This window comes from Cryobacterium sp. W22_MBD10_FK3, assembly GCF_052113745.1.
GTDB lineage: Bacteria > Actinomycetota > Actinomycetes > Actinomycetales > Microbacteriaceae > Cryobacterium.
The window spans coordinates 124876-136802 of the sequence record NZ_JBGQOH010000007.1 but is presented as its reverse complement, the minus strand read 5'-3'; the positions used below and the strand labels follow the sequence as shown (position 1 = coordinate 136802).

General features: G+C 70.0%; 13 protein-coding genes. 6 read left to right on the top strand and 7 right to left on the bottom strand.

Features of this window, described 5'->3' with window-relative positions:
- Positions 1–49: 49 nt before the first annotated feature.
- A complete protein-coding gene (locus ACEN2M_RS09675) occupies positions 50–1279 on the bottom strand; it encodes an MFS transporter (RefSeq protein ID WP_441647907.1) in 1230 nt (409 codons plus the stop codon).
- A 23-nt stretch (positions 1280–1302) separates the two neighbouring features.
- Here ACEN2M_RS09675 and ACEN2M_RS09670 point away from each other — a divergent pair, with 23 nt between their 5' ends.
- Entirely contained in the window at positions 1303–1995 is a 693-nt protein-coding gene (locus ACEN2M_RS09670) for a maleylpyruvate isomerase family mycothiol-dependent enzyme (RefSeq protein ID WP_441647906.1), read from the top strand.
- A 20-nt stretch (positions 1996–2015) separates the two neighbouring features.
- Here ACEN2M_RS09670 and ACEN2M_RS09665 read toward each other — a convergent pair whose 3' ends face one another.
- Genes ACEN2M_RS09665 through ACEN2M_RS09645 form a run of 5 tightly spaced genes read right to left on the bottom strand, consistent with a single transcriptional unit; the run spans position 2016 to position 5513 of the window.
- The gene (locus ACEN2M_RS09665) at positions 2016–2957 is read right to left on the bottom strand and encodes a bifunctional riboflavin kinase/FAD synthetase (protein WP_441647942.1); all 942 of its coding nucleotides are present in this window, start codon (positions 2955–2957) and stop codon (positions 2016–2018) included.
- Between the two features lie 32 nt (positions 2958–2989).
- Positions 2990–3454, bottom strand: a complete 465-nt coding sequence (locus ACEN2M_RS09660) for a hypothetical protein (RefSeq protein ID WP_441647905.1) — start codon at positions 3452–3454, stop codon at positions 2990–2992.
- Between the two features lie 57 nt (positions 3455–3511).
- Positions 3512–3880: a hypothetical protein gene (locus tag ACEN2M_RS09655; RefSeq protein ID WP_441647904.1), complete on the bottom strand. Its 369-nt coding sequence runs from the start codon at positions 3878–3880 to the stop codon at positions 3512–3514.
- Entirely contained in the window at positions 3877–4842 is a 966-nt protein-coding gene (gene truB / locus ACEN2M_RS09650) for a tRNA pseudouridine(55) synthase TruB (protein ID WP_441647903.1), read from the bottom strand. Before truB ends, ACEN2M_RS09655 begins: the two co-directional genes overlap by 4 nt.
- Complete coding sequence (locus tag ACEN2M_RS09645; RefSeq protein WP_441647902.1) at positions 4839–5513, bottom strand: TetR/AcrR family transcriptional regulator; 675 nt, start codon at positions 5511–5513, stop codon at positions 4839–4841. The genes truB and ACEN2M_RS09645 overlap by 4 nt, the downstream gene beginning before the upstream one ends.
- Before the next feature lie 89 nt (positions 5514–5602).
- On the opposite strand from ACEN2M_RS09645, the gene ACEN2M_RS09640 reads away from it, so the two are divergent.
- Positions 5603–7066 (top strand): MFS transporter, encoded by a 1464-nt coding sequence (locus ACEN2M_RS09640; RefSeq protein WP_441647901.1) that lies wholly within the window; start codon positions 5603–5605, stop codon positions 7064–7066.
- 36 nt (positions 7067–7102) lie between these two features.
- Entirely contained in the window at positions 7103–8104 is a 1002-nt protein-coding gene (locus tag ACEN2M_RS09635) for a ketopantoate reductase family protein (RefSeq protein ID WP_441647900.1), read from the top strand.
- On the opposite strand, the gene ACEN2M_RS09630 is transcribed toward ACEN2M_RS09635, so the two are convergent.
- Positions 8088–8690 carry a hypothetical protein gene (locus ACEN2M_RS09630; protein WP_441647899.1) on the bottom strand — a complete coding sequence of 201 codons (603 nt, stop codon included), beginning with the start codon at positions 8688–8690 and terminating at the stop codon, positions 8088–8090. The genes ACEN2M_RS09635 and ACEN2M_RS09630 overlap by 17 nt on opposite strands.
- Before the next feature lie 23 nt (positions 8691–8713).
- Between ACEN2M_RS09630 and ACEN2M_RS09625 the strand changes: the two genes are divergently transcribed.
- From ACEN2M_RS09625 to ACEN2M_RS09615, 3 genes are read left to right on the top strand one after another with little or no spacing between them, the layout of a single operon-like run.
- Positions 8714–9637 carry an A/G-specific adenine glycosylase gene (locus tag ACEN2M_RS09625; protein WP_441647898.1) on the top strand — a complete coding sequence of 308 codons (924 nt, stop codon included), beginning with the start codon at positions 8714–8716 and terminating at the stop codon, positions 9635–9637.
- Between the two features lie 34 nt (positions 9638–9671).
- Complete coding sequence (locus tag ACEN2M_RS09620) at positions 9672–10943, top strand: D-arabinono-1,4-lactone oxidase (protein ID WP_441647897.1); 1272 nt, start codon at positions 9672–9674, stop codon at positions 10941–10943.
- Entirely contained in the window at positions 10936–11898 is a 963-nt protein-coding gene (locus ACEN2M_RS09615; protein ID WP_441647896.1) for an aldose 1-epimerase family protein, read from the top strand. Before ACEN2M_RS09620 ends, ACEN2M_RS09615 begins: the two co-directional genes overlap by 8 nt.
- Positions 11899–11927: the final 29 nt, after the last annotated feature.

Below are 11927 nucleotides of genomic sequence, written 5' to 3'. Positions count from 1 at the left end.
CCGACCGGTACAACACTCGTTGCCGATCTTGCTCATATGAGCAGGATGGTCACAGGCGGTGCCGGCGCTCCAGATCGTCCTCGAGCAGATGCGGACGAGCGATGACGGCCCCCGCCACGGTGACCGCGAGCGCCGTACCGATCAGGAACAACAGCGGCGCCGTCCAGCCCCCGGTGACCTCGTGCAGCAGGGCGACGCTCAGCGGGCCGAGCGCGCCGAGGGTGTAGCCCACGCTCTGCACGAACCCGCTCAGAGCGACCGAGCCGGCGTGGGTGCGGGTGCGCAGGTTGATCAGCACCAGGACGAGGGGGAACAGCAGCGGTCCGAGGCCGGCCAGAACCACCCAGAGCCAGGTCAGTGTGCCCGGGGCCAGGAGAAGCCCGAGGTCGCCGATCAGGAAGACGGCAGCGCCGAGGTACACGAGCCCGGCCACGTTCTTCATCCGCGCGGTCAGCCAGGGAATCAGCAGGGCGCAGGGGATGCCCATCGCCGCGTAGACCGAGAGCAGCGTGCCGGCCTGGGCGGGGGTGACGCCGGCCGTGTCGATCAACAGCTGTGGAAGCCAGGCGAACATCGCGTAGGCGTTGAGCGAGGAGGTCGCAAACACCACGGCCAGGGCCCAGGCGATCGACGACCCCCAGATCCGGCCCACCAGCGCCGGCTCGGCTTCCTCCACGACGGTGCCGGGAGTCAGCTGCACACGGTGCCGCACGAACATGGTGACCCAGGGCACGAGGGCAATCAGCACCGGCAGCACCCACAGGCCGAGGGACACCCGCCAGCCGGCGGCATCCGCGACCGGCACCGCGATCAGCGGCGGGAACAGGGTGCTCAGCGACAGCATCGTGACGTAGAGCGAGGTGACCAGACCGATCCGGTCGGGGAAGTACTTCTTCACCAGCGGCGGCAGCAGCACATTGCCCACACCGAGGCCGGCGAAGGTGACCACGCTGCCGATCACCAGCACCGGCAGGGAGCCGGCCAGGCCGCGGGTGAGGTGCCCGATCAGCATCGCGGTCAGGGCGAGCACGAGAACGTTCTCCAGGCCGAGCCGGCGCGTGTAAACGGGCGTGAAGATGCCGAAGACGGCGAAGCAGACCGGCGGCAGCATGCCGAGGACGCCGATGGCCGTTGCGCTCAGTGGAACGTCGGTGGAGATCTGGCTGACGATGGGCGAGAGCGCCGCAACGGCGGTGCGCAGGTTGGCGGCGACCAGGACTATGCCCAGCAGCGCGAGGGTTCGCCCGGTCCACAGGGGGCGGGGCGAGTTGGCTGACACTCAGCAAGTCTAGGCTGGAGGGCATGGCAGAATTCGCACGACTCCTCCCTCTCAGCCTGCGGAGCGTCGGCAATGAATCCGGCGTCAACGCGCGCTGGTCCGGGCATCTGGCCGCGACCCTCACCGCCATCGCCGACCTGCTCGCCGGGCTCACTCCCGAGCAGTGGGAGGCGGAGAGCCTGTGCGCCGGCTGGCGGGTGCGCGACGTCGCCGGGCACCTGGTCTGGCGGCTCGGCAGCAGCAAGAGGGAGCTTGTCGGCAGCTCCACCCGCGCGTACGTCGGGCACCACCTGCACCCGAGCCGAGCCATCGACGCGGTCAGCCGGGCCGCGGCGGCGGCCGAGCCCGACCAGCTGGTGGAGCGCTTGCGCGAGATCGCCGCCGCCAGGGCCGCCACGGGCCGGGGCAGCATCACCGAGCTGACCGAGGCCGTTGTGCACGGTCTGGACCTGGCGCATCCGTTGGGCCTGACCCTGCGCATTCACGCGACGGCCGGCGGCGCCGTGGCGCTGCGCCGCAGTCTGATCGCGCCCACCGAGATCAAGGCCGTGCTGCACACCCGCCGGCTGGTGGCCACGGATGCCGAATGGAGTGTCGGCCACGGCACCCCCCTCCGCAGCACGGCGACGGAGCTGATCCTGTTCCTGTTCGGCCGCGGCCCGTTGCCCGCGAACACGCCGCCGGCAGAGCCCTCGCCGGAGGAGCCGACCGTCTGACCCGCCGCGTGACCCGCCGTCTACGGCAGTGGGACGTTCAGGATCGCGCGGGTCTTCACGACGTCGTCTTCGATCTGTCTGATCAGCGGCTCGATGCCGGTGAACGCGACCATGCCGCGGATGTGTTCGACGAAGGCGACTTCGACAACGTGGTCGTAGAGGTCGATCTCCCGGTCGAGCACGTAGGCCTCGACCTGTTTCTGCGGCACGCCGTCGAAGGTGGGGTTGTTGCCGATGGAGATGGCGGCCGGATATCGCTTGCCGTTGTCGGTGAGCCAGCCGGCGTAGACGCCGTCAGCGGGAATGAGCCCCTCGGCCTGCGGTGAGAGGTTCGCGGTGGGAAAGCCGAGTTCGCGGCCCCTGGCCGCACCGTGCACCACGACGCCGCGCACCGTGGGCGTGTGCCCGAGCAGCCGGGTCGCCGCCAGCACGTCGCCGTCGGAGAGCAGTTCGCGGATCCAGGTGGATGAGACCCGGCGCTCCCCGTGCGGCATGACGTCGTCGATCAGGCGCACATCGAAGCCGTATTTTCGGCCGAGTTCGGTGAGCAGCTCGGCGTCGCCGGCACCGCGGGCGCCGAACCGAAAGTCCCGGCCCACCATTACGTGGCGGGCGTGCAGGGTGTTCACCAGGATGTCGCGCACGAAGGCTTCCGGCGGCAACGACGAGAGCGCCCTGTCGAAGGCGAGCACGACGGTGGCGTCGATGCCGGTCTCGCCGAGCAGGTCGAGTTTCTGCTGCACACTGACCAGCTCGGCCGGGCACCTGTCGGGGTTCAGCAGGGCCAGCGGATGCCTGTCGAAGGTGACGACGACGGCGGCCAGGCCCTCCCGATGCGCGAGCGCCTTGAGCTCGGCGATCACGGCGCGGTGGCCGGCGTGCACACCGTCGAACTTGCCGATGCTCACCGCGGACGCCGGCCAGTCGGCCGGCACCGAGTCGAGACCGTTGAGCACCTTCATCGGCGCGTTGGTGGGAACGGCGTGGGCGGCGCTCACGCTGCCGCTCCGTTCCGGCCGGCGCGCTCCGGCGCGTGGCGGGCCAGCCACCACATGCCCAGGACCGGCAGCACCAGCGGGATGAACAGGTAGCCGCGGCCGTAGACCGACCAGACTGTGTCGTGCGGGAACAGTTGCGGGTCGACCAGGCTGAGCGTGCCGATCACGAGAACACCCAGCAGTTCGAAGCCGATGGTGATCCAGGCGATCCGGTACCAGACCTGCCCCCGGTTGATCAAAGCGATGGTGGCGATGATGTAGACCACGGCGGCGAGCGCCGACAGGGTGTACGCCAGCGGAGCCTCGTTGAACTTGCCGACGATCTGCACGAAGGAGCGACCGGTGGCGGCCAGCGCGAGCACGCCGTAGACCATGATCAGCACACGGCCGATTCCGGTCACCCGGCCGGGTTTCGTCGTGCCGGTGGCATTGTCTCCGGAGTCGGTCTTGAGCTCATTCATCGCTCAGTAATTATCGCAGCATCTTCGGGGCGCACGGTGCCGGGCGCGAACCTCGGCTCAGACGCCCTGCACGGTCCAGATCTGCAGCATCCGGTAGACCATGACGGCCACCGACAGGCAGACCACACCGAGGATCACCGTGCTCCAACGGCTGCGTTCGATCAGCGCCCACACTCCCCCGGCTATCGGCAACAGGATGGCGCTGACCAGGTAGGTGTAGAACTCCAGCAGACTGCCGGTGGCCTGGTTCCCGGTGAGGGGCGCGACGATGGCGACCACGAGTTGGGCGATCAGCAGCAGCTCAACAAGCAGGGTCGCCCCCATGCTGAGGTCGGTGGGCTTGCGGCCGGCCAGGCCCAGGCCCAGGCAGAGCAGCCCCGCGGAGGTGGCAATGGCCAGCTGCAGGTAGGTGAACCACTCGATCACGAGGCATCCTCCGCGGCGGCGGGGCCGACGGGCTCGGCCATGGGGGCGTCGGGCGGGAAGTTGACGATCGACTTGGCCTGGCCGGCACGGTACTCCACGAGGCCCACGAGTCGGCCGCTCGGGTCGACGGCGGCGATCGGTCCCGCGTCGGCGGAGCCTTCGGGCGCATCGATGCGCTTGCCGTGGCCGAGGTCGATGGCCTGCTCCTCACTGAGGTCGAGCCTGCCGAAGAGCCGGCTGGCCGCATCCGCCGGCCCGATCAGGGCACTGGCCACGTCGAGCTGGTCGAGCGGGTCGGCGGCATCGATCACGAACGGGCCGATGCGGGTGCGGCGGAGGCTGGTGAGGTGGCCGCCGACGTCGAGGGTGTCGCCGAGGTCGCGGGCCAGCGCCCGGATGTAGGTGCCCGAGGAGCAGACCACGCGCACCTCGAGGTCGAGAAACCCGTCGACCCTGGTGCTGCTGACCAGGTCGAACTCGCTCACGGTGACCGGTCGGGCGGGCAGTTCCACGTCTTCTCCGGCCCGCACCCTGGCGTAGGCGCGTTTGCCGTCGACCTTGATGGCGCTCACGGCGCTGGGCCGTTGGCTGATCGCTCCGGTGAGACCCTGGATGCCCGCGGCGATGGCCGTGGCGGACACGCCGTCGACGACCCCGGCGGCGGCGCGGGTGAGCTCCTCCCCCTCGGCGTCGTCGGTGGTTGTCGCGGCGCCCAGCCGAATCGTGGCCAGGTACTCCTTGTCGAGGCCGACCACATAGGTGAGCAGCCGGGTGGAGCTGTTGATGCCGAGGATCAGCAGTCCGGTCGCCATCGGGTCGAGGGTGCCGGCGTGGCCGACCTTGCGGGTGTTCGCCAGGCGCCTGGTGCGTGCGACGGCGTCGTGGCTGGTCCAGCCCTGGGGCTTGTCGATCAGCACGAGGCCGCTGGTGGTGCTGCCGGGCTTGCGGCGTGGGGCGTTCACTGGAAATCCTTCTTGGCTGAGGTCAGGTAGTGCTCTCCGGCCTCGGCGGCTGTGGCCCCGAGCACCACGTCGAGCTTGCCACGGAACGTGCAGCGCATGAATTCGGCGGCGTCGGGGTCCTCGTCGAAGACGTCGGGAAGCCGGATGGCCAGGAGTGTGTTGAACAACATGCCGTCAGCCAGGAACTCCCTGATGGTGTCCGGCGGGAAGCCGGCCTCGTCGCGCAGCATCCGGTAGATCTCGAGGAAGCCGGCCCTGGCCTTGGCGCCGACGACGGGGTTGTGCCCGCTGATGAAGGCCTGCATGAGCGAGAGCAGGATGCCGCGATCTTCGATGAGGTCGACATAGGCGGCGCCGAGCCGCGTGGCCAGGAGTTCCGCCTCGTCGTCGCCGTGCTCACGCGGTTCGGCGATGATCTGCCTGAAGCCGGCGACCAGGCGTTCGAGGGCCCGGGCCAGCACCTCCAGAAAGAGGTTCTCCTTGGTGCCGAACATGCGCACCACGTAGGGCTGGCTGATGCCGGCGGCCTTGGCCACCTGGTCGGTGGTGGCGCCTGAGTAGCCTCGCTCACCGAAGACCACGCTGGCCGCGGCCAGGATCTGCTCGCGGCGCTCCGCGGCGGGGATGCGCTCGGTGGGCTGGGCGGCTGCGATGCCGGATGACTGGTTCACACTTGACAGGTTATCAGTCGATTACTAATCTCCTATTTTGTAATCATTCAATTACAACATTCTCGGCTTCGTGCCCGAAGGGACCTCCCATGACCACCGCCTCCGACCCGCCAGGCGTACAGCGCCTCAACCGGGTGCCCGTCTGGCTTGCCGTCGTCGCCGCGTCACTGCCCATGTTCATGGACACCCTCGACAACCTCGTGGTGACCAGCGCCCTGCCGGTGATCAACACCGACCTTTCCGCCACCATCGAGGAACTGCAGTGGGTCGTCAACGCCTACTCGCTCAGCTTCGCCACGTTCATGCTGATGGCTGTCGCCATCGGTGACCGGTTCGGTCGCCGGTCGGTGTTCCTGGCCGGCATCGCGGTGTTCACCGCCGCATCGGCTCTCTGCGCGATGAGCGTGGAGCCGTGGATGCTGATCTCTGCCCGCGCGCTCCAGGGCGTCGGTGCTGCGGCGCTCATGCCGCTCTCCCTCACCCTGCTCGTCGGGTCCGTCGCCGACAGGTTCCGGCCGGCGGCCATCGGCATCTGGGGCGGCATCGCCGGCCTCGGGGTGGCCCTCGGCCCGCTCATCGGCGGCGCCGTGGTGGAAGGGTGGAACTGGGAGGCCATCTTCTGGCTGAACGTGCCGCTCGGCCTGCTGTCGATCCCGCTCGTGCTGATCGCGTTGCCGAACAGCTTCGGTGCCCGGCTGCGCGCCGATGTGGTGGGCCTGGTGCTGGCCGGCGGCGGGGTCTTCGGGCTCGTCTACGGGATCGTGCGGGGCAACGAGGCCGGTTGGACCAGCGCCGAAGTGCTCACGGCGCTCATCGGCGGCGGCGCCCTCCTGCTCGTCTTCGTCTGGTGGGAGGGGCGGGCATCCGCACCGTTGCTGCCGCTCAGGCTATTCCGCGACCGCAGCTTCACGGTCGCGAACCTGGTGGGCATCACCTTCAGTTTCGGCATCTTCGGATCGATCTTCATCCTGATCCAATTTCTGCAGATCGTGCAGGGCCACAGCCCGCTCGAGGCCGGCGTGATGACAATGCCGTGGACGCTGGCGCCGATGGTCGTGGCGCCGCTGACCGGCATGCTCAGCCCGAGAACCGGCACGCGGCTGCCAATAGTGCTGGGGCTGGCCCTGCTGGCGATCGCCATGTTCTGGTTGGCCCTCACCATGTCGGCCGACGTCGAGTACGGCGAGCTGGTGGGCGCGTTCATCCTGGCCGGGCTCGGTATGGGCCTGGTCTTCGCGCCGAGCTCCACCGCCGTGCTGGCCAACATGGTGCCGAACGACCACGCCAAGGCGTCCGGCACCAACTCCACCTTCCGCGAGATCGGCGTGGCGCTGGGCGTGGCCGTGCTCACCGCCGTGTTCACCGGTAACGGCGGCACGCTGACTCCGGCCGGGTACGTGGATGCCGCGGTGCCGGCCGTGCTGGTCGGCGCCGGGGTGCTTGCCGTCGCGGCGGTGATCGCCCTCGCGCTGCCGTCCGGACGCCGGGTCGCCCCGACGCCGGAGACGGGCCCTGCCCAGGTTCCGGCGGACTCCGTGCTGGTTCGCGGCTAGTCCCGGCGCCGTCGCTGGGGCTTCTAGGCTGAGGTCATGCGAATTGCTGTGATCGGTGCCGGCGCCCTGGGCGGAACCTTCGCCACCCTCCTCAGCGCGGCGGGGCACGAGGTGACCGTGACAGCTCGCGGTGCCGGTCTGGCCGCGATCCGGGAGCGGGGCATCCGGCTCGAGGGCGGCTTCGGCCAGGCCGAGGCCAGGCCGACCGCCCTCGAACGGCTGGTCGACACCCCCGAGCTGGTGTTGGTGTGCACCAAGGCACAGGATGCCGAGGCCGCCATCCTGGACAACGCCGCGGTCATCGACGGTGCGGCGGTGATCGTGATCCAGAACGGACTCGACGGCGTGAGCACCGCCCGGCGGCTGCTCCCCCGGTCCGACTGCTTCGGCGCCCTCTCGATCATCGCCGCCAACTACACCGAGCCGGGGCTGGTCACCGTCACCACGGCCGCGCCCACCTATCTCGGTCGGGGCTCCGGGCCGGCCGATGCGGCCACCCGGCACTGGCAGGCCGTGCTCGCCGGGGCGGTGCCCTGCCAGGCCATCGACAATTTCGTCGGTGCCCAGTGGACCAAGCTCGTGGTCAACATGCTCAACGCCTTGCCCGCGATCACCGGGCTCAGTGTGCAGGCCGTGGTCTCGAACCGGGGCCTGCGCCGCGTGATGACCCTGAGCATGCGCGAAGCCGTGCGGGTGGGCATGCGCCGGGGCATCCGGTTCGGCGCCATGCAGGCGCTCGGTGACCGTCGGCTGCGGGTGTTCTCGCTGCTGCCGGCCTGGGCCGGCCAGGTGTTGCCGCTGATGATGCGCGCCCGCATGGGCGCGGTGCCCAACCGCGGTTCCACCCTGCAGAGCATCACCCGCGGTCAGCGCACCGAGGTGGACCACCTGAACGGAGCCGTGGTGCGCGAGGCCGCCGTGGCCGGCATGGCCGCCCCGGTGAACACCCGGCTCACCGCACTGGTGCACGAGGTGGAGCAGCGCGGCTCATTCCTCGACCCTGCCGAGGTGCTGGCGCGGTTCAGCAGGAGTCGCTGAACACCCGCTGCGGGAGGTGCCGTTGGCTGAGGTCGATCACGGCGGACGCCACCTGCCGGGGCCGTTCCTCCTTCTGATAGAGGTAGTCGGCCTCCGAGGTGGCTTCGCTCTCCAGCAGGATGCGGTAGTTCCAGGCGTCCCGGAGCTCGCCACGGTTGATGAATTCGCCGTCGATCACCAGCAACGCGTCGACGGGCGCTGTGGTCCAGGTCGGTTCGATCCAGCTGTCCCGGTCGGGGTCGAACACCTGAGTGACGAAGCCGGTGCTGCCGCCGAGCCTGAACGGTTCGAGCAGAACCCGCCGCAGCGCCGAATAGTCGAAACCGTGCCGGTAGTGCCGCTCGGCGGACTCGGCGCCGAACCGGCCGACGTCTTCCCTGGAGCGCTGGAAGTAACGCAACGACGCCCGGTAGGTGGGGGTCCCGGCCTCGTCGAGCACCGCGGCCAGGTCGTCGGCGAAGGCGGTGCGGGCCGCGGCGTCGGCGCCGTCCACGGCAACGATCACCCGGCCCCTGCCGTTCAGGTTGAGGATCTCGGCCGCGAGGGTACGCAGGTACTCGACGCGCGGAGTGGAAACGAGCTTCATGAATCGAGCCTAGGTTAGAACCGATGAACGTCACAGCCCAGGGCGACGTGCCCGTGAAAACACCGCCCGTCGGCGCGGGCCTCAGTGACACGATCAGCCTCTGGTTCGGTGAGAACGCCCGCGACCTGCCCTGGCGACGGCCCGGGTTCAGCGCCTGGGGCACCCTGGTGAGCGAGTTCATGCTGCAGCAGACCCCGGTGAACCGGGTCATCCCCCGTCTCGAAGAATGGCTCGAACGCTGGCCGACCCCGGCCGATCTGGCCTCGGTGCCGCCCGGCGAGGCCGTTCGGGCCTGGGCGAGCCTCGGCTACCCGCGCCGGGCGCTGTGGTTGCACGCCGCTGCGGTGCAGATCACCGAACGGCACGGCGGCATCGTGCCGCACGACGTGGAGGAGCTCCTCGCCCTCACCGGGGTCGGCGACTACACGGCCCGGGCCGTGGCGGCGTTCGCCTATGGCCACCGGCATCCGGTGGTCGACACCAATACCCGCCGGGTGATCGCCAGGGCGGTGTCGGGTCAGGCCGAACCCGCCCCGCCCAGCCGCGGCAGGGACCTCGACGCGATGTCGGCGCTGCTGCCCGCCCCGGCCGAGGACGCGGCGGTGTTCAATGCGGCCATCATGGAACTGGGTGCCATCGTGTGCACCAGCCGGAGCCCGCGCTGTGCGGCGTGCCCGATCCGGGATGCCTGCGCCTGGCGGGCGGCCGGCTACCCGGCCTACGAGGGACCGAAGAAGGCTGTGCAGAAGAAGTTCGAGGGCAGTGACCGGCAGGTGCGCGGCCTGATCATGGCCGAGCTGCGGTCCACGCATCATCCGGTGAGCGCGGCCGAGATCGACGGCCTGTGGCCGGACGCCGTGCAGCGCGGCCGGGCCCTGGCCGGGCTCCTCGCCGACGGCCTCGCCGTTGCCGTTGAAACCGGGCTGTACGCTCTTTCCCAGGGGTGAAAATCCCGCGTTCTCTCCAACAGAAATGGTTTCGATGAAGAACTGGGCCGGCAATGTCGTGTATTCAACCGACGACGTCAGGCATCCAGCCACGCCTGCGGAGGTAGCGGCCATCGTCGCCGCCGTCGACGCGGCCGGCGGCCGGATCAAGGCGCTGGGCTCCAGGCACTCGTTTTCCACCATCGCCGACACCGCGGGCACCCTCGTGGCATTGGACGCCCTGGTCATCGAACCGACGCTGCAGCACGATGCCGACGGCACGGCGGTGAGCGTGCGGGTCGGCGCCGGCAGCACCTACGCCCAGGTGGGCGCCTACCTGTCCGAGCACGGCCTGGCCCTGCCCAACCTCGCGTCCCTGCCGCACATCTCCGTCGCCGGCGCCATCCAGACCGGCACCCACGGCTCCGGGGTGCGCAACGGCTCGCTGGCGTCCTCGGTGCTGGCACTGGAGATCGTGCGAGCGTCCGGCCAGGTTGAGATCGTGCGGGAGCACGACCCCGACTTCGCGGCCTCGGTGGTGGGCCTGGGCGCTGTCGGCATCGTCACCGCGGTGACCCTGAGGGTGCAGCCGCACTTCCAGATCTCCCAGTTCGTGCACCAGGGCCTGTCCTGGACCGCTGCCCTGGCCAACTGGGCCGCCATCATGTCCAGCGGCTACAGCGTCAGCGTGTTCACGACTTTTCAGGGCGAGAACACCCACCAGGTCTGGTCCAAGCGCCGGCTCGACGTTGATGGACCCGAGCTGGACCTCGCCGCCCTCGGCGCGACCGAGGCGACGGTGGCCCTGCATCCGCTGCCCGGCGTCGACGCCGGCAGCGTGACCGGACAACTGCGCGAGCCCGGACCGTGGAACGAGCGCCTGGCGCACTTCCGCAGCGAGTTCCAGCCCAGCCACGGTGAAGAGATCCAGTCCGAGTACCTCATTCCGGCCGAACATGCCGTCGCCGCGATCACCGCCCTGCGTGCGATCGGCGACCGGATCGCCCCGCTGCTGCACATCTCCGAGCTGCGCAGTGTGGCCGCAGACACCGCTTGGCTCAGCCCGAGCTACGCCCGCGACTCGCTCGCCATCCACTTCACCTGGAAACCGCTCCCGGCCGAGATCCTCACGGTGCTGCCCCTCATCGAGCACACCCTGGAACCCTTCGCGCCGCGCCCGCACTGGGGCAAGGTCGCCACGATGTCCCCGGCGGGGCTCCGCCGCGCCTATCCGCGCCTAGACGACTTCGCGGCGCACGTGCACAGGGTCGATCCAGACGGACGATTCGAGAACGCCTACCTGAAACGAGTTCTGTCCCATGACTGACGCCGTCGCCACCACCCCTCCCACGGATGCGTCCGTGCTGCCGCTCTCCGGGCTGCAGTTCACGATCACCCACGACGGCTATGCAGCCACCGTGGCCAGCGTCGGCGCGAGCCTGCGGCTGCTCACCTGGCACGGCCGTGACCTCGTCGTTCCGTTCGACGCCGACGAGGTGCGCCCGGGCTACCGGGGCGCCGTGCTCGCGCCCTGGCCCAACCGCGTGGTCGACGGCAGCTACACCTTCGACGGCGTCGACTACCAGCTGCCGCTCACCGAACCCAGCCGCTCGCACGCCCTGCACGGCCTGGTCTGCTGGGCCGACTGGACCCTGCAGGCCCGCTCCGCCGACTCGGTCACCCTGGGCACCACCATCGTGCCGAGCGACGGGTACCCGCACCGCATCGCCCTCCTGGTCACGTACAGCCTGGCCGACGACGGCCTCACCAGCACGGTCACGGCCGAGAACCTCGGCACCGCCACCGCACCGTACGGCACCGGGCCGCACCCCTATCTCGTGGCGGGGCCGGGCACCGTCGATGACTGGACTCTGGAGTTTCCGGCGGCCAGTTACCTCACGGTGACCCCGGACCGGCTCAGCCCCGTGGCCACCGTCCCGGTCGAGACCACCCCGGAGTTCGACTTCCGCACGGCCCGCACCATCGGCGACACCTTCATCGACCACGCCTTCACCGCGATCGCGCGCGGCGCGGACGCCTCCGCAAGCGTCACCGTCACCAGCCCCGCCGGCACCGGCGTGCGCATGAGCTTCGGCGCCGAGCTGCCCTGGCTGCAGGTGCACACCGCCGACCGCCCGGCCCCTGAACGCAGCCGGATCGGCCTGGCCGTCGAGCCGATGACCTGCCCGCCGGATGCCTTCTCCACCGGCGAAGACCTCGTGCTGCTGGCCCCCGGCACCGCCCACTCCGCCAGCTGGACCATCGCGGCCACCGAGGCCTGACCCGGCCCGGCCCGACACACCAAGAAGAC